Origin of the sequence: Methylobacterium sp. WL116 (assembly GCF_008039455.1) — a bacterium.
Classification (GTDB): Bacteria; Pseudomonadota; Alphaproteobacteria; order Rhizobiales; family Beijerinckiaceae; genus Methylobacterium.
Map to the genome: position 1 here is coordinate 1 of NZ_VRUV01000031.1, position 19,446 is coordinate 19,446.

The 19,446-nt window shown below is 61.9% G+C and carries 19 protein-coding genes and 4 pseudogenes; 11 read left to right on the top strand and 12 right to left on the bottom strand.

All coding sequences use genetic code 11. The features are described from left to right. The 3 genes and pseudogenes from FV223_RS04910 to FV223_RS04920 all read right to left on the bottom strand — a co-directional run. Positions 1–811 (bottom strand): TolC family protein (locus FV223_RS04910; protein ID WP_187276063.1); only part of this gene is annotated, 811 nt, incomplete at its 3' end. Between the two features lie 253 nt (positions 812–1,064). Continuing rightward, a pseudogene (locus FV223_RS04915) lies at positions 1,065–1,373 on the bottom strand (transposase); the annotation flags it as partial. 413 nt (positions 1,374–1,786) lie between these two features. Then, complete coding sequence (locus tag FV223_RS04920) at positions 1,787–1,996, bottom strand: hypothetical protein (RefSeq protein WP_246689605.1); 210 nt, start codon at positions 1,994–1,996, stop codon at positions 1,787–1,789. A 665-nt stretch (positions 1,997–2,661) separates the two neighbouring features. On the opposite strand from FV223_RS04920, the gene FV223_RS04930 reads away from it, so the two are divergent. From FV223_RS04930 to FV223_RS04940, 3 genes are all read left to right on the top strand, one after another. Further along, positions 2,662–3,342 carry a ParA family protein gene (locus FV223_RS04930; RefSeq protein WP_147725754.1) on the top strand — a complete coding sequence of 227 codons (681 nt, stop codon included), beginning with the start codon at positions 2,662–2,664 and terminating at the stop codon, positions 3,340–3,342. Continuing rightward, entirely contained in the window at positions 3,339–3,641 is a 303-nt protein-coding gene (locus FV223_RS04935) for a hypothetical protein (protein WP_147725755.1), read from the top strand. The genes FV223_RS04930 and FV223_RS04935 overlap by 4 nt, the downstream gene beginning before the upstream one ends. 79 nt (positions 3,642–3,720) lie before the next feature. Next, complete coding sequence (locus tag FV223_RS04940; RefSeq protein ID WP_147725756.1) at positions 3,721–3,957, top strand: hypothetical protein; 237 nt, start codon at positions 3,721–3,723, stop codon at positions 3,955–3,957. A 221-nt stretch (positions 3,958–4,178) separates the two neighbouring features. On the opposite strand, the gene FV223_RS30100 is transcribed toward FV223_RS04940, so the two are convergent. The 3 genes and pseudogenes from FV223_RS30100 to FV223_RS31525 all read right to left on the bottom strand — a co-directional run. Continuing rightward, a complete protein-coding gene (locus tag FV223_RS30100) occupies positions 4,179–4,322 on the bottom strand; it encodes a hypothetical protein (RefSeq protein ID WP_187276064.1) in 144 nt (47 codons plus the stop codon). Positions 4,323–4,691: 369 nt separating this feature from the next. Then, positions 4,692–5,459: a GntR family transcriptional regulator gene (locus FV223_RS04945; protein WP_147725757.1), complete on the bottom strand. Its 768-nt coding sequence runs from the start codon at positions 5,457–5,459 to the stop codon at positions 4,692–4,694. A gap of 2,129 nt (positions 5,460–7,588) precedes the next feature. Further along, positions 7,589–8,449: pseudogene (locus FV223_RS31525) on the bottom strand (IS630 family transposase); the annotation flags it as partial. Between the two features lie 151 nt (positions 8,450–8,600). Here FV223_RS31525 and FV223_RS04955 point away from each other — a divergent pair. Next, positions 8,601–8,930: a hypothetical protein gene (locus FV223_RS04955; RefSeq protein WP_147725759.1), complete on the top strand. Its 330-nt coding sequence runs from the start codon at positions 8,601–8,603 to the stop codon at positions 8,928–8,930. Positions 8,931–9,219: 289 nt separating this feature from the next. Further along, a pseudogene (locus FV223_RS04960) lies at positions 9,220–10,628 on the top strand (IS701 family transposase). Here FV223_RS04960 and FV223_RS04965 read toward each other — a convergent pair. Beyond that, the gene (locus FV223_RS04965; RefSeq protein ID WP_147725760.1) at positions 10,620–11,771 is read right to left on the bottom strand and encodes a glycosyltransferase; all 1,152 of its coding nucleotides are present in this window, start codon (positions 11,769–11,771) and stop codon (positions 10,620–10,622) included. The pseudogene FV223_RS04960 and the gene FV223_RS04965 overlap by 9 nt on opposite strands. A gap of 1,176 nt (positions 11,772–12,947) precedes the next feature. After that, positions 12,948–13,100, bottom strand: a complete 153-nt coding sequence (locus FV223_RS30105; RefSeq protein WP_187276065.1) for a hypothetical protein — start codon at positions 13,098–13,100, stop codon at positions 12,948–12,950. 254 nt (positions 13,101–13,354) lie between these two features. Between FV223_RS30105 and FV223_RS04970 the strand changes: the two genes are divergently transcribed. From FV223_RS04970 to FV223_RS04995, 5 genes are all read left to right on the top strand, one after another. Beyond that, the gene (locus FV223_RS04970) at positions 13,355–14,071 is read left to right on the top strand and encodes a sugar transferase (RefSeq protein WP_147725761.1); all 717 of its coding nucleotides are present in this window, start codon (positions 13,355–13,357) and stop codon (positions 14,069–14,071) included. Positions 14,072–14,159: 88 nt separating this feature from the next. Beyond that, entirely contained in the window at positions 14,160–14,390 is a 231-nt protein-coding gene (locus tag FV223_RS04975; protein ID WP_147725762.1) for a hypothetical protein, read from the top strand. A gap of 1,587 nt (positions 14,391–15,977) precedes the next feature. After that, complete coding sequence (locus tag FV223_RS04990) at positions 15,978–16,436, top strand: hypothetical protein (RefSeq protein ID WP_147725764.1); 459 nt, start codon at positions 15,978–15,980, stop codon at positions 16,434–16,436. Further along, positions 16,433–16,582: a hypothetical protein gene (locus FV223_RS30120; RefSeq protein WP_187276067.1), complete on the top strand. Its 150-nt coding sequence runs from the start codon at positions 16,433–16,435 to the stop codon at positions 16,580–16,582. Before FV223_RS04990 ends, FV223_RS30120 begins: the two co-directional genes overlap by 4 nt. A gap of 161 nt (positions 16,583–16,743) precedes the next feature. Next, entirely contained in the window at positions 16,744–17,196 is a 453-nt protein-coding gene (locus FV223_RS04995) for a hypothetical protein (RefSeq protein ID WP_147725765.1), read from the top strand. Here FV223_RS04995 and FV223_RS05000 read toward each other — a convergent pair. From FV223_RS05000 to FV223_RS05010, 3 genes are read right to left on the bottom strand one after another with little or no spacing between them, the layout of a single operon-like run. Continuing rightward, a complete protein-coding gene (locus FV223_RS05000; RefSeq protein WP_147725766.1) occupies positions 17,169–17,612 on the bottom strand; it encodes a hypothetical protein in 444 nt (147 codons plus the stop codon). The two genes, FV223_RS04995 and FV223_RS05000, sit on opposite strands and share 28 nt — an antisense overlap. Positions 17,613–17,638: 26 nt before the next feature. After that, the gene (locus FV223_RS05005; protein ID WP_147725767.1) at positions 17,639–18,031 is read right to left on the bottom strand and encodes a type II toxin-antitoxin system VapC family toxin; all 393 of its coding nucleotides are present in this window, start codon (positions 18,029–18,031) and stop codon (positions 17,639–17,641) included. After that, complete coding sequence (locus FV223_RS05010) at positions 18,024–18,284, bottom strand: AbrB/MazE/SpoVT family DNA-binding domain-containing protein (RefSeq protein WP_147725768.1); 261 nt, start codon at positions 18,282–18,284, stop codon at positions 18,024–18,026. Before FV223_RS05010 ends, FV223_RS05005 begins: the two co-directional genes overlap by 8 nt. A 419-nt stretch (positions 18,285–18,703) precedes the next feature. Here FV223_RS05010 and FV223_RS05015 point away from each other — a divergent pair, with 419 nt between their 5' ends. Beyond that, a complete protein-coding gene (locus tag FV223_RS05015) occupies positions 18,704–19,351 on the top strand; it encodes a recombinase family protein (RefSeq protein WP_147725769.1) in 648 nt (215 codons plus the stop codon). Here the strand turns inward: FV223_RS05015 and FV223_RS05020 are convergent. Then, positions 19,300–19,446 (bottom strand): annotated as a pseudogene (locus tag FV223_RS05020) (IS5/IS1182 family transposase); the annotation flags it as partial. The gene FV223_RS05015 and the pseudogene FV223_RS05020 overlap by 52 nt on opposite strands.

Consider the following 19,446-nt stretch of genomic DNA (forward strand, 5'->3'; position numbering starts at 1 on the left):
CGACGTCGGTGCGGGTGACCTCGCCGACGTTGAAGCGGTCGCGGGTCTGGCGGAGCTGCTCCTCCAGCACCTCGACGTTGTTGCGGTTCAGCTCCAGCGTCGCGGTGTTGCTGAGCACGTTCATGTACGACTGCACCGCGCTGTACAGCACGGACATCTCGGTAAATCTCAAGATCTCTCGCTGACTATAAACCGTCGACTCTGCCCGACGCGTGTTGTTGTCAGTTCGAAAGCCGTCGAAAACCGGCTGCGTGACTGTAATACCCGCCCCACCCGGGAGGGTCGTCTGACGAAATGTATTGCTTCCCGTGCTTGTTATAGACGTTCCACCGCCGCCGGACGTGCCACTGCCGCCGGACGTGCCACTGCTACCGCTCGTATTGCCCAGCGAGGAAGATCCTGTTCCGCCTGTGGAGACGCCAGTGGTTCCGGAAGAGATACCCGTCGAGACACCCGTCGTCGTGCCTAACCCCCCACTCGACGTACCGCCCAACAAGCTGCTGGACGTACTACCCAGCGCGGATCCCGCAGTGCTGGTGCCGCCACCGCCACTGCCTTCATAATACTGCAGTCCGAGATCCGCCTCGACACTCACCGTCGGGCGGTATCCCGACTTGGCAATCGCGATGTTCTCGTCTGTCGCCCGCACGCCCGCACGGCTGGCGTTGAGTTGGGGGTTCCCCCCATAGGCTTTGGCGAGCGCGCCCTCCAAAGTCTCCGACGCGGCCGGACCAGCCACAGCCAAGCCGGCGGCGACGGCAAGGCCGGCGATCCGGTATCTGCGGCAGGCGGCAGGTTTGTCTTCTGTCACGTCGATCAGCCCTTGCGGTGTCTCGATGACTGGATCCCCGCCTCACGCAAGAGACGGAGCCGGCGCGCGTTGTGCACCTTCCAGCCAAGCCCGCCCTGGGGGGACCTTATCGCACTCCGCCCTTTCCAACCGCTGCCAGAGCCAGCCAACCCACTGAATCCCAAGCGATGCGATATTAAAGCGACACCTCGTAGGGAGCACGTCAGAAGGGGGGGCAGCCGCACCATACAGGGGCCTAAGTGGGGAATCATAACTAGTGGCTGACGGTAGTGGCGTTGCAGACGGCAGCTAGGTAGTTGATGGCCAATCGGTTGTATCGCGTGGCGATACGGCGGAAGCCCTTGAGGCGCCCGAACATCCGCTCGATGGCGTTGCGTCCCTTGTACAGGACGGGGGAGAAGCACGGCTTCCATCGCCTATTGACCTTGGGCGGGATGTTGGATGCCGCGCCCGTCGTCTTGACCTAACGACGGATGGCGTCGCTGTCGTAGCCCTTGTCGGCCCGCATGATCCGGAACGCCGCCGAGCGCTCCAAAAGTTGTGCACCCGCCTTGCAGTGTGAATGCCCTGACACGTTCGGCGCCGATAGCCATACCATCCCGCATCCCGTTTGCCTGCCGCTGTGCGGCGAGGTTCGATAGCAGGCCTAGGTCGGAGAAGCTTGCGCCAAGGTGGCTTGCGTTGCCGATCGGCCGCTCGCAAGGCCGAGATTGCTTCGTCAAACATGCCGAACGGCTACGTGCGGCTAGCGCATGGCTCTCCCGGTGCTACCCGCGTTCCGGGTTCGGGACGTGGCTTTGACGGCAGGGTCGCCCGCCGCTTGTCGGCGGCCCTTTTGAGGGTTCTGAAGCCCTAAATTTACAGGGTAGAAACTTACTAGTAGGCGTGCGCTTTGCGGATATGCCCCCCCTGAAGCGGGAGACCTAATGCCGTCGGCGAAGAGGGCGAGCTGCGCGCCAGCTGCAGCCAAGCCGTCTACTCCGTCGACACGATGTGAACCACGTTGGTATCGTTGCGAAAGCCGGTCACGCACCGTTCCTCGACCGACACCATCCCGAGCTTCCGCGCCTCACGGATGGCGTTGCACACCGTTGTCTTGGCGACCCCCGTGATCGCCGCTAGGTGCCCTACGGCAAGACGGCAATCGCCCCGCGGGGCGGTCTCAACCGCGATGAGTTGCAGCACCACCTGCTCGGCCAGGGTGAACCGTGCCGCAAGACCCGGAGGAAGTCGCCCATAGGCCGCCCAGCGGAGACGGCGCTCCATTGATGGCACCAGGCTGCGAGGTTGCAGGCGTCGTTCACGCTCGTGTCGCGGTTCCGGTGCACGGTGGCGAGGTAGACACGGGTCCGGCGCACGGCGCCCGCGATCTCCGCGGTGGCCAGCTGCGTTGCGAGCTGCCGGCCGCAGTCACAGCGCCCGGCGTCCTCATCCCGCCACGGGCCGTCGCCTAGGTGCAGGACGACACGGCCGTGCGGTCGGCCGCATTGCTCGCACTTCCCTTTGGCGCAGACGAACCGGATCTCGTGTGAGAGCTGGGGCCAATCGATTAGGTAGAAGAAGCGGTGTTCAGGCCGGATTGGCATGGGGCTCCACAACAGAAATCCATCGATCTGACTGTAGCTTAGCGGTCTCAGCAGGAGCCCCTACACCTGCATATCGGTCAGGTTCTATCGATAGCTATCATTACATAGCAGAGCCTAGCTGACCCTTGCTTAGCCGAGCGTAGGCGTTGCATGCGCAGGGTATAGGCGCCCCCGGTGCCATACGCTCGAAGAGGGAATTAACCCCTCGGTAACCGTTCACCCCCTATCCTGTCGGACCCTACGCTTCGACAGGAGATCAGCGGCATGCCGGTCATATCGGTAGCAAACCCCAAAGGGGGCGCTGGGAAGTCGACCACCGCTCTCGTGCTGGGCACGACGTTGGCCGCCCACGGCGCCACCGTCACGATGCTCGACTGCGACCCAAACCGGCCGATCGCCTCCTGGGCTCGCGGGGGCAGCGCTACCGCCATGAAGGTGCTGGGCGATGTCGGCGAGAGCGGCATCGTCTCGGCGATCGACGCCGAGCGTGCCGCGCGCCAGTTCGTACTGGTCGACCTTGAGGGCACAGCGAGCCGCATGGTCTCACGCGCGATCATGCGTTCAGACCTAGTGCTGATCCCGATGCAGGCCAGCGCCGTCGACGCTGCCCAGGCCGCCCGTGCCGTCAGCCTGGTGCAAGAAGAGGAGCAGGTCGTCGGCCGCATGATCCCGTTCCGGGTGCTGTTCACGCGGACCTCGCCGGCGATCCCAACCCGGAACGAAAAAATGATCATCGATGAGTTGCGGGGTGCAGGTATCCCGGTGCTCACCACCCACCTCAACGAACGGGCCGCCTACAAGAGCATGTTCACGTACAACCGGTCGCTCGCAGAGCTAGACTCCGCCCTCGTGAATGGCCTTCCCGCGGCGCGGGACAACGCCGAGCGCCTGTCCGAAGAGATCATCGAGCTGGTCAGCAGCTTAAACGTGAGGGCAGCCGCGTGAACACCAAGCCATCCTTCGGCTTCGGCAAGCTCGCCGAGATCCATCCGAGCGCATCTGAGCCGGCAACGCCTGTTACCCGGGAGATCGACCGTGTGGCGGAGAAGCTCGGCTTCCCGAGCCGGGAGGTGCCGACCCGCCGGAAGCGCCGCATCGCCGTGGATGAGCCGACCGACCAACTCAACCTCCGGGCCGCCATCACGGACATCAACCAGTTCGTGGAGTGGTGCGAGACGGAGCGGATGTCCTACCGCGAGGGCTTCGGCCGGCTGGTTGCCATGATCGGGAAGGCCTCCGCATGATCGAGGCAGCCGTACTCATAGCGATCACCGCAGCTCTCAGCGCGGCAGCGGCCGGAGCGATCACCGCACCGGATGCAGAATGAAAGAAGGCGGGACTGTTCCCGACCTGCCCCTGCTGGAACTCGCTACAGAAAACGCCGAACTGCGGCTTCAGCTCGCAGAGGCTCAGGATCAGCTCATCGAGATGGCGGTCGATGCCGGCGAGTTGCATGCCCTTACCGATAGCTTGCAAGCCGAGTTGGCTGAGGCGCGGGCAGAGCGAGACGCATGGCGTCTGCTCCGCTCAGGTCGGCGCTCTTCTAACAGGCCCGTGTAGCCTGCGCTTCGGCGGCAAGTCGCTGCCGAAAGTCGGGCTCGATCGCGTTTGCGACCGTGACCGAACCGACAAATGCGAGAGCGACGAGGTTAGCGCGCATCCCGGCAATGTATGCATCGGGGTACGCTTGTCGAGATAGGTTAGGTGATCCGCCCCCATTGAAGTCCTCGTGGGGGCTGATCACAAGCATCACGGTCCGCACGTACCACGGCCAACTCCATCTACAACTCCTCGACCCGAGCATGCATCTCGCCCTCATCGACGGCGGTCTCGATCAGAAGCTCCTGCGCCTCGGCGAGCGCCGCACGTAGTTCCGAACCTTCAATCGTGAGCGCGAGGATCAAAGCCTTCGTGTTGTTGCTCATCCTTCAGCAACCTGTCTGACTTACCGTGGACGGTGCCGCATTCGCGGCCAGCAGGCTGCCCGATCTGTTGCGGTGGCTCTGTTTGCCCTTTCAAGCGAGGCCGCCACTCCTTCGAGGCTTCGAACGGGCCATAAGCCGGCGTCGGCGGTTCCTGTTTCCCGCAGCACCGACCTTCACGCGATCAGCCGGCCCAAGGCTTCATGGGTACGGCGCGGGGAACTGGCCCGCACCGATCTGTCATCACGTGCTCTGTTTGCTCGGCAAGCTTCTGGTGTTCACGACCGCCGACAGCGCGTGCGTCGAGAGACCGGCGGCATAGCACCCCGCGAAGTCTGAGGCGTGTTCGGCATGTCGAACGCTCGCGTGCGGCTACTGCATAGCTCGGCTCGCTCTACCCGCATCTAGGATTCCAGATTTGACACTGACAGCAGGGTCGCCCGCTGCTTGTCGGCAGCCTTTTTGAGAGTTCCGAGTCCCTGAATTAACAAGGTATGGAACATCAGTATGCGTACGCATCGCTGATTTGCACCCTCTCTCTTCGGCTTGGAAGGGGTGGGTCTTCGACACCCTCCCTTTCCGCGTCAGCCGCAGCCAAGCCGTCCACTCGGTGGACGCGATGCGGACCACGTTCGTGTCGTTACGGAAGCCGGTCACACGCCGTTCTTCCACTGTCACCATCCCGAGCTTGCGCGCCTCGCGGATCGCGTTGCGCACGGTGGTCTCAGACACGCCGACGATCGCCGCGAGATGCCCAACTGCGAGGCGGCAGTCGCCCTGGCGGACGGTCTCCGCAGCGACGAGCGCGAGCACCGCCTGCTCGGCCAGGGTGAACCGTGCCGCGTTAGCCGGCGGCAGCCGTCCAGAGGCCGCCCAGCGCCGTCGGCGGATCATCGAGGCATCTGTGCGCGGACGAGTGCCTGCGCGGCTTCTAGGAGCTCCTGAGCGGGTCTTAGCCTGTTCGGCAGATCGTTCGGTTCCTGACAGATGCCGCGCCTCGATCAGCCCCGACAGCGCCTCCGCTTCAGACTCGGACAGGTGCCCCTCTCCGAACGCCTTCCACAACGCAGCCGTGACGGCCGGCAACGCGGCGCGCGGGGCCGCCTCCGCCTGCCGGCGGATTTCATAGGCGTAGTTCATCGAACCCGGTCCCTCACGGGCCGCGGCTAGGGTCCAGGCAAAGCCTTCCCGTTGACGGAAACACGTTCCGTCTTGACTCCCACCGGGAGCATGTGGCTTGTGAAGGGAAGCGACTCGCCTTTCACAGGCACTCGGGTTTCGACGGCGCCACCCTGCCAGGGGTAGGCGCCGTTGGCTTTTCAGGGGTCTATCTCGCGGCGATCTCTCCTGATGCCGGCTCACGACTCGCCACAAGGCACGCCACAGCCGGACATGGCATGTCGGCCGGCAGGCATGGCTAAGTCAACGGTAGGGGCAGGGCCGCGCTACGATGACGGACCCTGAATGCCGGCCTGACCCTCACTGATGTCTTCGGCTCTGGCCGCGGATCCAAGGACCGCCCCTGCGTCCAGGCTGCAAGTTGGACCTCGTGAGCACCCATGGGTTAAAAGCCAAGCTAAAGCTCGCCCAGAAAGGTCGGGCATCGCATCGGGGCGACCAAGATGGTGAAGCGGATTGCGACTTTCGGATTGGTTCTGCTCGCTGTAGGGGGCTGTTCAGGGCTGCAGTTGGGATCGACCGCCTACAGCTCGTTGCCGCCGGCTGCGATGCCCGGCGCTGGGGCATCGTCGGCGGTGATTTCAGCTGCTCCATTCAGACAGGACGCTGCCCTCGCGCCGGTAGTCATCCCTGGCACCCTCCTGACGCCACAGGCAAGTACTAGCCGACGCGGTGTAAATCCTACCGCCATGCTGGAAGCCCCCGGACGTGCTCGCTCGTTTAGCGAACTTCCGCACTCCGCGAATTATTCTAAGGCACCGGCACCGGCCATTCGGTCTCATGGGTCAATCGGCAGCGACGTGACGGAGACCGGCGCAACGTCTGCGACGGGAGCATCGACGACCAGCCAGAGAAATTCAACGGCTATTGATCCGCAGAATTATAATCGTGAAGCCGAGATGGATCGGTTGGTAAAGGGCGGGCGAGACGCAGCAAAGCCCATTTGTTCAGGCTGCTAAATCCCAAATAACGCCATGACCATGAGCAGGCCCGTCCCCCGATCTGATCACGGGGCGACGGGTGCTTCGTCCATCTTACCAGCGAACCGGTCCTGAGCCCAGCTCGCCGCAAGCTTGGCATTGGCAGGTTAGCTAATCGTCAACGAAGCCACGTGTGGACTAAATTTCCGCGTGCTGCTCTGCGATAGAGGCCACGTTAAAAAGCGGGTCGAACCGTGAACAGCGCGAGGCGCAAATATAATATTGAACTTTAGGCAGAGTGATTGATTAAGGTGTCAGGGAGACACCCATGACACTAATCCGCACGCACGCCATTGGATTGGCGATTTGCACGCTGTGTATAGGATCCGTCTCCGCGCAGCCCGATGTGACGGGAACAGGTGGCGGCCCCCTTTCGACTGAAAAGGCGCCCAATACCACCCTGGTAGGTCAGACCAAGCCGCCGAGCCGAGATGCGAGCCCAACGTCGGTCAAGCCTATTGACCGAGTGACGCCCCGTCAGGTCGCAGACGATACAATCAGCACGAAGGTCTGCGTGGGATGCGGAAGTGGGCCCAGCACGACAGGTTCTCTAACCGTAGCAGCGCCAACGGGAACGTTGGAAAAGCCGAATGTCCGGCTTGACGAGCTTCGTACTGCAACAGCTCCAACACAGCAATCCGATCTTGACACAGTCACTCTAGCTTCAGCCCATCGCGAGCAAGCGAAGTCAGTCGAAGAGAAAACCAACGGTCTTTGGCAGTCTTGGGTTGTTTCTGTATGCAAAGGATGCGGGGATCAAAAGCCGGCGAAGGCTTTGGAAGCCAAAGATTATCCCTTTAGAGAAGTTCCTATGACGAGTGTTTCTGTTAAATCATTGCAAGCATCTGAAATGCGTAAAGATACTTCACAAAGGGGATCTAGTCACCAGCCTTCGGGAACCCTGGCAGCAGATTTGTCCCCCAACACCACCCATATAATTCGGCAGATGCCCAAATAAACTGAATGTTTGGCGCAAGAGGCGCGGCCAGTCGGGGAGGGGTTCGGGTTGACGCGCCATTACCTCGGCCTGTCAGGAGCAACGGGGATTCAATGCTCCGGCCGCAAAAGCGAAAGCCCCGCCATAAGGACGGGGCTTTCTGACACTACGGTGGCATGCAAGGGCAACGGCAGCAGCGTGATGTTGGCGGGTACGACGAGGTCGTGGGCGACATGCCAGCCTGCCCCGAGTATCAGGACGGCGTGGGCGCGGGGCGCGACGCAGCGGCTGATCTCGATGAGGTGCAGGTTCTTCGCCTGGCTGTCGCGGCGGGGTAGGACGAGACCGGCGCCCTTGCCCTTCTCGGGGCAGATCGCCCCAAAGTTGTAGACGAAGGCCGTGCGCTGGTCCTTGGGCGCCGATGGCGGCGTCCCGCGCCGCGCCCAGCGTCGCGGCAGGGTGTTCTTCTGGCCGACACGCGCCTCGTCCTGCCACCACAGTTCTATCGCGGTCTCGAGCGGCAGCTTCGCACGGATCGCCGCTACGGCGGCGGAAAGGTTTCTTGAACGCCGTCAGGGCGGCCGGGTCCTACTCGTGGTGGCGCGGGCGCACCGACAGCTTGCGGAAGCCGAGCGCCTTGACCGTGCTCTCGTCCAGGCTGATCCCGAAGCTGGCGTAGGCCCAGGTGACCAGATCCTTCAGCCGTCAGCGCACCACCCCGCGCCGGCCCGGGTCGGGCCCTTCCTCTATGGCCCGCGCCAGAGCCAGCCGCTGCGCCGCGTCCAGCTTGGGCGGGGCGCCGGAGGCCGTGCAATCGATCAGCCCGGCCGGGCCCTAGGCGTTGGAGGCCACGACCTAATCGCCTACCGTCTGCAGACCGCCCCAATCCGGACCGCGTCCGTACGACTGCAGCCCGCGTAGATCAAAGCCAGCGCCAGCAGTCGGCGGCTCTGGCCGGCCTCCCGGCTCGTCCGGGCCGGCGGTCGCAGGGCGTCGGCGTTGAAGTCCTCGCGCAACGGCGACGCAGCCGACATGGCACACCGTCTGGTCCACCCCATCGAATCAAATCCGCCCGCGCGACGGAACCCCAAGAGTCTTCGTCACCACCGATTGATATGATGTGTACCTGGGCCACCGAACGGGGGCAGGCCAACAACGTGCTCGCCGTAGCTTCTAGCTGCCGAGATGAACAACCGCTTCACCCTACCCATAGCTACGTACTCATGCGTAGGCAACAGACTGGAACCGCAGCATTTCCTCCAGTATGGTCAAATGCAATTAGAAGTTGCAAATGAGGATATCATGATCGTACTCACTTTGGCAGCCCTCCTCGGTGGGATAGCAACGGCTGCCTGGATGGCTGATTACGGAGCGATCGCTGTTGTCGTGACGATGCCTTTTGGGGGAAGCTTGGCTGCAATAGCTGTCGTTATCCTGCTCGTAGTTCGTGATAGGGCGACGAAGAGGGAAAGAGAGGCTCTGACCCTTCCCAAACTGATCCGCCCTTATCATTGAAAGTGAGAGGTGTATTTCAGACGATTCACGAGCCTTTGGCGGTTGCTATCGACGTGGTTAAGGTCCGAAGGCGCTGCCTTGGATTTCGATGTGCGAGAGCTACGTCCACTCGCCCGACCGAATTACGACTAATAATGCCGCAGCGCGCAGTTATTGAATGCTGTCTCATCACAGGGGTACCACAAGGTTCAGTGGAACACAGATAGCCCTGCACCAAGCAGCTAGCACTACCTGGGCACTTTGATGGGTCGTGATGCGCTGTTTGCCCGAGGATGGCTCGGGGGCGGCGATGGATCGGGATCGCGAGGGGACGGACGGGCTCGATACGTGGCTGGCGCCGTTTCTGGCGGTGATGGGCCGCAAGACCCGACGAACCTGGGCACCGCTCTATCTTCGGGGCCTGCTCGGCCCGGGGGATCGCAAGAGCCTTCAGCCGATGGCGGCACGGCTCGGGCTTTCGGGCCACGACCAGTTGCAGCACTTCATCGCCAGCCCAGCCTGGGACGATCGCCCGCTCTGGACGGAGCTGGCCCGTTAGGCGGATCGGCTGGTCGGCGGATCCGATGCCTGCCTGGTGATCGACGACACCGCCCTGCCGAAGAAGGGCACGCGCTCGGTTGGGGTGGCGCGCCAGTACTGCGGTGCGCTGGGCAAGCAGGCCAACTGCCAGTCTCTGGTCTCCCTCACCCTGGCGCAGGGCGAGGTGCCCGTGCCGGTGGGCTTGCGCCTGTTCCTGCCCGAGGCGTGGACGAGCGATCCGCAACGATGCGTGCAGGCCGGCGTGCCCGAGGCTACGACCGCGCCGCGGGGCAAGGGTGAGATCGCGCTGTTGGAACTCGATCGCCTGCAGGCCGCCGGTCTACGCTTCGGCACGGTACTGGCGGATGCGGGCTACGGCGTCAGCGCCGCCTTCCGTCACGGCCTGGATGCAAGGGGCCTGCGCTGGGCGGTGGGCATCGTGAAGAACCAGAAGGTCTACGAAGCCGACGTGCGGCTCGTGCCGCCGACGGCGCGCGCCCGCAAGCCCTCGCCGGACCGGGAGCCGCGTGAGGCCGAGGCGGTGCTGGCCGACCTGACTTGGCGACGCGTGACGTGGCGCGAGGGTACCAAGGGCAAGCTCTCGGCCCGGTTCGCCGCCATCCGGGTGCGGGCCGGCGACGGTCCGGTCTGGGGCAACAACCGGCATCTGCCGGGCGCGAACGTCTGGCTCGTGGGCGAGTGGCGCTCGTCGGGCGAGCGCAAATACGACCTGTCCAACCTTCCGGCCGAGACGTCACGGCGCGCCCTGGCAGGCACGATCAAGGCGCGCTGGCTCTGCGAGCAGGCCCACCAGCAGCTCAAGGAAGAACTCGGCCTCGACCACTTCGAGGGACGGTCCTGGACCGGGCTGCATCGACACGAGCTGATGACGTGCATCGCCTGCACCTACCTGCAGCACCTGCGCCTCGCCGAACATTGTCGGACGGGGCGGGAAAAAAATGACGACCCGCCTACCGGGGCTGCCGCCATCACATAGCCTGCCCGCCGTGCGCAAGCCATCATCGGTCAGCTGTTCGCCAGCCTCGTCCCGCCCGTCCTATGTCCGCACTACCGAAGGCACTTCAGGCTGCCCTCAAACATCAAAGTGCCCAGGTAGTGCTAGTGCGGACGTACTCGACATCATTCGGGTATGCGGCATGCGAACAGGATTTATTGTGACGATGAATTTTTGGATTGATGGATTGAATGACTTAAATCTCGAGACGGCCCTGCTCTTTCGTCGAGGGCGCGCCGGATGAACGCACGCATTTCTCTCTCAAACACGGTCTCAGAAAAATCGTTTGCGTGCGCGACAATATCCGTGGTGTTGAATGTCATGCCTTCAAACCGCACAATAGCATTTTGTATAGCATCGCAGCTTTGGACGTCAAAAAACACGCCTGTGCGACCTTCAACAACAGTTTCTGTGGCTCCGCCGCGCTTGAACGCGATGACTGGACGACCACTAGCCATCGCCTCGACAGGAACAATTCCGAAGTCTTCCTCGCCAGGGAAGATGAGCGCCCGGCATCGGGCGTAGTGGTGTTTTAAGACATCAAACGGCTGAGAACCAAGGAGAGTAACATTTGGCTGTGCCATAGCACGAAGTTGATGCAGCATTTGTCCGCCGCCGATTACTACTAATTTTTTGCCGGTTCTATTAAATAACTCAACGGCAAGTTCAGGCCTTTTATAGGCGACTAATTCGCCAACCATCAGATAGTAATCGCTGACTTCTTCCGACGCAACAGGTGAAAAATCTCTTACTGTCACGGGAGGATGAATAACAGTTGATTCGCGACGATAATATCTTTGTAGTCGAGAAGCAACAGTTTTTGAATTTGCTACATAGTAATCGACGCGATTGGCAGATATTGCGTCCCAATTCCGTACGTAATGTGCGAGCACCGGCATCATGAGGCGCGTCAGAAATCCTGAACGTTCTCTATAATCATGGAACATATTCCAGATGTACCGCATCGGCGAATGGCAGTAGCAGATATGGAGCGACTCCGGCGGAGGAATGATTCCTTTGGCCGGACCGGATTCGCTGCTAATAATAAGATCGTAGCCGCGGAGATCTAACTGTTCAAGAGCCAAAGGCATCAACGGTAAATAGCTCTGATACATTTTCGAGGCTTTTGGCAATTTACTAATAAATGATGTCGTAATACGATGACTCCTGATTCTGGCCGATATCGAGTCTGGAACATAGACGTGCGTAAACACGTCTGCATCTGGATACATCTCACATAAAGCTTCGACGACCTTTTCACCGCCACGCATTCCAACAAGCCAGTAATGAATAATCGCAACTTTCATCTAATGTTCTCTCATGACATGAACTACGGCGGTTTTCAATCAATTGGTCTTCAGCAGCATTGATTGTTTGAAACGTTCGATGAGCGGCTTCAGGAATTAAAACTTGAGATTTGTCCTGTCGCGCTGTCATTGCATAGAGCGTTAGTTTTCGCTGGGCGCAAGGTCGTCGGGTTCGGATTGTGGTTTAGGTTTGGGTTTGCGAAAAGGTGGCGGGGGGCGGATGGCCTTTGCCGTTGGCGCAGTCGCGATCGCTGGGCGGTGAGGTGGAGCGGGCGGCTGCGTCATCGGCGGACGCTTTGCTGGAGAGACGGCTGTCGCACCGAGCGGTTTATTGGCCATGGAGGGCTGGGACACGACCGGCGGTGGGCCGGCGGGGAGCGCCGAGCCAAGAACCGAGGTCGTGGCGGGGTCTGGTGCCCCGGGCGGACCGGGAGGGCCTGAGGGACCAGCCGATCCTTGAGGACCGGCAGGGCCTGGGGGGCCCGGAGGACCCTGAGTTGCCAGGCCCGCACTGGTGGTCCCTCTCATAGGTAAGGACGAGGCGGTGGAGCCCGGCGGTCCCTGCTGTCCGCAATTGCCAACGACAGCCTCGTAGGCTTTGCCGTCAATCGTAGCGCTGACGATGCAGCGTGCGGGATGGTAGATCAGCGTGTACTCGAATTTCCCCGCCTCGTCCGACTCGGTTCGGAACTGACCGTCGAGCACGACCGGTTGACGGGGACGCTCGGTCTTACCAAAAACGTAGAGGCGACCACTCGCGATCTCTGCTGTCGTAATATCGGACGCTGCAAAGGAATTTTGGCAAACGCCGAGCAGAATGGCTTCTGCCGCGATTGCTATCGACATAGCGCGAATCATTCAAGCGACCTTACGGGGATGCCCTCTTCTATCGATGAGGTGCTTGCGAGTTCGGCGGGCACATAGAATGCGACCTTCGGTCTTTCAATTCCGGTCATACGGAATATCGACTTTGAAGAGATCGCAAATTCTACGGTCCGAGACGACTTTTTTCAGGAGGAGAGACGCACGAGCAGAACGATCCTGACTATCGAGCACGCCAAGGCCTTTCCTCGCGTTAGTGCTTAACGTCGAGGGAGGGCTTTCTTGTTCCAATCGACAGCTTGACGGGGCCAGGGCGAGGGCTCGAGCTCAAGAGACAATCGGGCCTCGGTAGTTTTAGCGGCGAAGCTTGAACGCGGCGGCGAGCACGACCCCGAGGGCGGCGCCAAGCTGTGCGCCGAGCACGGCACCGATCCAGCCCCAACTCGCGCCAATCCAAAGCCCAAGCGCGGCCATAACTATCGCACCGCACAAGAGAACGATCAGCACGCGTTTATCTCCAACTCACTTTGTTCTATGGAACTATACTTCTAAATCTTCGATATAATGATCGTGCACCTCTCAATTACATTGTGGCAGCAATGTGATACTATAGTCGTTTCGCCAACTACACATTTGATAAATTGCAATCGCGCTATTTTGCCTCCCAAGGCCACGCTTGTGTAGTGAGAACGATGGCGGTATGGAGTTTGCATTAACGCTTTTTAACCATCCAAAGCCCCTTATCTCCGAGGAGAGCGACCATGCTGCGTGAGGCCGGCCATCCGACCCCCCTGCCGGCCCTTGCACCGCAGCATCTGAGCGAGAGCGTCAGCCAGGCGGTGCTCCCGCTCGGGCAGGCACGGCGCCTGGAGCGCCTCGGCAAGCGCAGCCTCGACATCAGTGTGGCCGGCACCGCGCTGTTCCTCCTGCTGCCGCTGCTCCTGCTCCTCGGCTTGCTCGTCTGGGCCGGCGACGGCAAGGCCCCGATCTTCCGGCACATGCGGATTGGGCGGAAAGGCCGGCGTTTCGGCTGCCTGAAGTTCCGTTCGATGGTTCCCGATGGTGATGCGGTCCTGCGCGCTCACCTGGCGGCCAACCCAGCCGCCCAAGCCGAATGGGACGAGACCCACAAGCTCACCAACGATCCGCGGGTCACCCCGTTGGGCCTGGTGCTGCGCAAAACCAGCCTCGACGAGCTGCCCCAGCTCGTGAACGTGCTGTTGGGCGAGATGAGCCTGGTTGGCCCCCGTCCGATCGTCCAGGCCGAGGTCGAGCGCTACGGCTCTGCCTTTGCCACCTGCTTCTCGGTCACGCCCGGGGTTACTGGCCTGTGGCAGGTGTCGGGGCGCAGTGACTGCTCGTATGCCGAGCGGGTGGCGCTGGATCTCGACTACGCCACGCATTGGGGGCTCGGACGCGACATCGCCATCATGCTGCGCACCATCCCGGCCGTCCTGGCGCAACGCGGCAGCCGCTGATCTCCCTTGTTCGTGGCGGCATGGCTGCTGCGATCGCGTGCAGGATAGACGCCGGCCTTGGCTGTGATCGGCCGGCGGAGACAGCGCGATGAAGGCCCTGCTGCTCAATACCTTGCTCGGCCTCGGCTTAGGCCGATTTGGCTCGATCTGGGTCGCCGTGGTGTTTGTACCGATCGTCGCCCTCGAGGTGACTTACGGCGTGTACGCCTTCCACCTCAGTGCCAGTGCGTGCCTGCGTCGCGGCGTGACGCTCCTGCTCTGCGCCCAGCTCGCCTTTCTGCTCGGTGCGCTCATGCGTCCGATGCGCAACGAAACCTGATCCGCCCGCAGGCCTTTGTGCACGACCCGTGCTGCAGCGGCCGCCGTGCTGCGCAAGGCGGGTGACAGGCGGGTTGGTAAATGATTTGCTAAAGCCATCGTGGCGCGGGCGGTTTGCGTCACTGAGGGATCAGCTTTGGACGAGAACGACCCGCTCTGGTACGACCGAGCCGAGCCCGACGAGCCCCCTGGCCTGTGGCTGCACGCCTTGGCTGGCGTGTTCTGGGTGTTGGCGAGTAGCATCAACGTCGCAAAGTCCGTCTACCGGATGCCGGACCGGGTCTGGCAGAGGGGGACAGGCTGGATTGCGCGACGCATGGCAACCGGCATTCGCCGCCTTTGACCCGCACCTGCCGCTGAGGATCCCTCAGGGACAGCGTGCTGGACGGTTATGTCTTTGTCGGAGGACGGGTGAGAACGCTATTGCGCCTTCTCAAGGGCTGGTTCGTCGTCTCGTTGCCGCTGGGCTTGTTTCTCGGTCGCTTCATCGCGGCAGGGCAGCGCCGGCAGACGCTCAGACCTCAGAACGAAGACCGCGTGCCGCGGCGGTCAAAGCCCTGATCAACATCAGTTGCAGAGTTTGGGCTGATACCGGCTGCGACCGCAGCATGGGTCGTGTAAACGATACGCGACGATTGCAGGATCAGCGGAACCCTTTCGGAGCGCGGATTGCTACTCAGTCTAAAACAAAGGGCTGAGCCGTGGATTTGCCGCAAAACGAGACAGCTGGTCGGACGCCGTCTGTTCAGAAGGTCGGGCTAGGCCGACGCTTGTTTGATCGGTTCGGCTCGATCCTGATCCTGGCGATGGTGTTGGTGGTCGTCATCGGCTGGATCGGCGTGATCGGCTGGGGCCTGATCTGGCTGTTGGGTTGGTACGGCGCTTGAAGGGCGGTTAGGCCACGTTCGCGGCGGGCTCGTCATGCATCACCGGCGCGTCCTGGCACAGGCGCATGAACTCGACGAAGCCGATGGCATAGGCGGCAAGGCAGACGGCAGCCCAGTGCATGATCACGACCCTCCCAGGTCCCCAGGCCACCTTATCTGCAGGCGGTTAAGGGTTTCTCAACGCGAGATCACGCTGAGTGTTTCCTGCACGATAATGGCATTTTCCATTGCCGGCTGGGAAAAATAAAACCCTTCTGGCCCGCGTTTGGCGGTGAAAGTTCCCCGTCTGTCACGAAATCGGTAGGGGTGGCGGCTACATCATCCCCGTCGGCACCGGCTTGAGTGCCAAATCCGAAGCTTGTTGTCGCGGCTTGTGGCGGCCTGAACCAAGCCCGATACGGCGCGCAGCTGTCATACGTATCGCCCCGATCAGGCCTGCTACTCGGCAAAGCGCTCCGCACTTGCCAAGAGCCTGGGTTTGGGTCGGCAGCGGCGCAAGTTGGCACTGGACGCGGCTGATGGATCGTGAGGGGCCTGGAGCGCCTAGGTCACAGGGTTAATGAAGCGTTTCCGTTCATGCCTTGTTCCCGTTGTGGAAAACTCCCGAAGCGGTCAGTTTGGCCCTTGTAGCGGGGCACAGCATGCACATTCGAGCCGGGGAGCGGCTGCGCCTTACACTGTGGGGCGCGGGGAGCCGCGCTATGGTCAGTCTCAACACCTACGCGGTGACCCAGCCCGCGCTGGAGGGGTTTGATCCGACGGAGGATGGCTTCCACCACGACGTCACGTCGTGGCTGCATGACGGCTTCAACACCTTGACGGTCGTGCTGATCGGGCCGCCGGGCGAGGTGCCGTTCCGCATGGTGGTCCGGCATGGCGATCATTCCGAGCACGTCCTCGACGAAGCCGACTTTCTGCCGCTGGCGACGCCATGGCGGCTCTGGACGCTTCGCATCGAACGGGCATCGGTGCTGAACCAGCATCTTTCCGGTCTTGGTCACGCCCAGCCGAGGCGGGTGGCCAGCGATCAGATCATGCCAGGTGCTGTCGGCGGCGGCATGTCTTTGCGCGTCGACCAGATCAGGGCGCCGGCCTCGTTGGTGAGCATGGCCACACCGGACCAGCCCTCGAGGATCGCTTCAGCGAGAAACCTCCCTTGAGCGATCGCCTGATCCCCCGAGCTCGCCTCGATGTGGATGTGCCGCGTCTCGATACGCCCACCACCATCGCAAGGACGGCGCAGGATCCGAAGTTCGAACCCGGAGGTAAGCACGCCTGCAAGCTGTGGCATGGCATCAATTCGTAAAACGATTTGTTTCACAATGACATAGCCAAACAGGCGTGGTCAGACCTCTTTTTGGATGTTTAGGGCCTGCTTTTTCCAGAAAGGCGCCAAACCGGAATCGATCGTACCTTTGGCGTGGCTTGGGCCGATCTCAGTTCGTGACGATATGAGGATGTGATCGCGTGCCTATCCCCCAGCGCCAACTCGGCGCATCGATCCGGACCGCGCTGCATATCGCTGATCGCGATGCGATCGCTGCTTTCGTCCTGGACGAGAGCACAGTGTTTGCGCCCAACAATCCGTTCGCGCGAACCAGTGTCGGTGCACAGAGGCAGGTTTGGGCCGGCTATCAGCGCGAGTTCTACTTCTCGAACATTGCTTCTCTTGGGCTGGCGTGTTTGATGAATGCCTTATGCGCACGTCCCGATGACGAGACGATTGTTCAGGAGATCCTCCAGGCCGATGGCTGCCGTGCTTACGTGTATCATCCGGGCGACGGCTGCCAGATTGTCGGGGCCGTGCTGCATGCCAAGGGGACCGGAGCCCTGCCAGTGATCAAGCCACTTCCACGAGGCGGCCGGCGGGGCAGGGGGCAGAGATCGGCGCTTCAGCTCGATTTGTTTGCGGTCGGGTAGAGCCCCCGAAACAGGTCCCCCATCGCCCGACACTGAAACAGGGTGCGCCAGCGTCGACGCCGATGCTCGGGGCGATCGTGGTTGATGTGACAGCGTTGGCAGAAGGCTGCGAGGTTGCGGTCGAGATTGTTGGTGGTGTCGTGATCGCGGTGTGCGGCAGCCAGCACAACGCGGGTCGTACGGATGCGACCGAGATCTTCGATCGTCGGCAGGCTGCGCAGCGTACGGCCCTGTCCATCGCGCCAGGCTCCGATGCTGGCATCCCACCAGCGCCCATCACCGAGATGATACACGGTCAGCCCATGGGGCCGACCGCAGCCCTCGCAGGCGCCACCCGCCCGCCCGAAGCGGATCGCCGCTGAGAGTTGCGGCCAGTCGATGGGATAGAAGAAGCGATGCTCGCGCCGGATCGGCATTGTTCAGGAGATCCTCCAGTGACGTCTCATGGGAGGATTTCGATGGTGATCCTGAGGCTTTTGGGGAGGTCGGCCCAGGCTTTCTGAGTGGTGAGCGCGACAGCATTTCGCTGTTGTGCGAGGGCCAGGCAGGCATGATCGCTGAGGGAGAGATCGAACGCCTTGAGAAGCGGTCTCAGCATGCCTGTGGCTTGAGCTTGAGCGTCGTCGAAGGGATCGACCCGTAGGTGAAGCCCCCCGACAGCTTGGGCGATGCGGTTTTGGGAGCCGCCGGCTTCAGCGAGGGCAGCATAAACTTCGGACAGAGCGACGGCGCTGATCCAAGCGCGTGGCAGGACCGTGATCACGCGTTGCGTCCCGGCTTCACCCTTGAGCAGGCAGAGCAGGGCTGAGGCATCGAGGACGAACGCCTCAGTCATGCTCGGTCTCCTGGTGCGGATCGTTTGCGCTATTCTGGCTCAACGCATTTTCACCTGGCGCATCGTCGGGTCGGAAGGTGCCGACAATCGTCTGAGCCAGGCGTACGGCTGAGGTAAGCGATCGGACATGAAGTCCGTCCTCATCCAGTTCGATGATGACGGTATCGCCGACCTCGATCCCGAGCTTGCGCCGAAACGCAGCTGGAATGATCAGCTTACCCCCATCGATAATTTTAACCGCCTGCGACGCCATGGGGACCTGTCAGATGGTACCTGAACGTCATTTCGTACCAAACCACGTATGTCGTATCAAGATGGCCGGGTTCAGATAAGGTGACCATGGTCGTGGCCTTGCATATAGGGCTCGACCTTCGGCTCTGGTTGCCATCCAGGTTTGAGATGAAACATCAGTGAGTGACCAAAAGCGCATCACTACCGTATCCGGTGTCACTTAATGATGATTTTCTGTCGATGACAGAGCGTAGAATTTATGACGGCTTGTAGTACGGTAGCTCGGCCGTTTGGGGGCCGTCGCTGTATCTGTCACGCAATCGCTCGTTTGCGTGACAGGCCCGAACGGGGGAGCACCGCAGATCGGCGGCCCCCGGCCCCTTGATCGTCATACCGCCTCACGACGCGTGGCCCGTCACGCCCGCCCAGGATCACCACCCCATGCTGCTCGGCTACATGCGCGTGTCCAAGGCCGATGGCTCGCAAACCACCGACCTGCAGCGCGACGCTCTCCTCGCCGCCGGCGTCGAACCCGAGCGCTTCTACGAGGATCATGCCTCCGGCAAACGCGACAGCCGCCCTGGGCTCGACGCCTGCCTCAAAGCGCTTCGCGAGGGCGACACCCTCGCGATCTGGAAACTCGACCGCCTCGGCCGCGACCTGCGCCACCTCGTCAACACCGTCCACGATCTGACCAAGCGTGAGGTCGGGCTCAAGGTGCTCACAGGCCAGGGGGCCAACATCGACACCACCACCGCCAATGGCCGGCTGGTGTTTGGGATCTTCGCAGCGTTGGCGGAATTTGAGCGCGAGCTCATCATCGAGCGCACCAAGGCTGGCCTTGCCTCAGCGCGCGCTAGAGGCCGCAATGGCGGGCGCAAACCAAAGATGACCCCAGCCAAACTGCGACTGGCGCAAGCCGCAATGGGGCAGCCAGAAACCAAAGTCGCGGACCTCTGCATTGAGCTTGGCATCACCCGCCAGACACTTTACCGACATGTCGATCCCAAAGGCGCCCTCAGAGTCCGTCCGATAAGTCATGACGCTCGGCCGAGCCTTCGGACGAGGATCATGACGGCGGCGGCGTAGAGGAAGGCTTGGGCCGAGGCGAGGGTCGCCTCCGGGTCTTTCCAAAGGCGGCGGTTGCGGCTGATCCAGCCGAAGAAGCGTTCGACCACCCATCG

Coding starts and splice junctions, on each gene's coding strand:
- FV223_RS04940 (WP_147725756.1), top strand. CDS start 3,721: ATGAAAGAAGGCGGGACTGTTCCCGACCTGCCCCTGCTGGAACTCGCT.
- FV223_RS04975 (WP_147725762.1), top strand. CDS start 14,160: ATGAAGGCCCTGCTGCTCAATACCTTGCTCGGCCTCGGCTTAGGCCGA.
- FV223_RS04990 (WP_147725764.1), top strand. CDS start 15,978: ATGGTCAGTCTCAACACCTACGCGGTGACCCAGCCCGCGCTGGAGGGG.
- FV223_RS30100 (WP_187276064.1), bottom strand. CDS start 4,322: ATGAGCAACAACACGAAGGCTTTGATCCTCGCGCTCACGATTGAAGGT.
- FV223_RS04945 (WP_147725757.1), bottom strand. CDS start 5,459: ATGAACTACGCCTATGAAATCCGCCGGCAGGCGGAGGCGGCCCCGCGC.
- FV223_RS04965 (WP_147725760.1), bottom strand. CDS start 11,771: ATGAAAGTTGCGATTATTCATTACTGGCTTGTTGGAATGCGTGGCGGT.
- FV223_RS04955 (WP_147725759.1), top strand. CDS start 8,601: ATGAACAACCGCTTCACCCTACCCATAGCTACGTACTCATGCGTAGGC.
- FV223_RS05010 (WP_147725768.1), bottom strand. CDS start 18,284: ATGGCGTCGCAGGCGGTTAAAATTATCGATGGGGGTAAGCTGATCATT.
- FV223_RS04970 (WP_147725761.1), top strand. CDS start 13,355: ATGCTGCGTGAGGCCGGCCATCCGACCCCCCTGCCGGCCCTTGCACCG.
- FV223_RS04930 (WP_147725754.1), top strand. CDS start 2,662: ATGCCGGTCATATCGGTAGCAAACCCCAAAGGGGGCGCTGGGAAGTCG.
- FV223_RS05000 (WP_147725766.1), bottom strand. CDS start 17,612: ATGCCGATCCGGCGCGAGCATCGCTTCTTCTATCCCATCGACTGGCCG.
- FV223_RS05015 (WP_147725769.1), top strand. CDS start 18,704: ATGCTGCTCGGCTACATGCGCGTGTCCAAGGCCGATGGCTCGCAAACC.
- FV223_RS05005 (WP_147725767.1), bottom strand. CDS start 18,031: ATGACTGAGGCGTTCGTCCTCGATGCCTCAGCCCTGCTCTGCCTGCTC.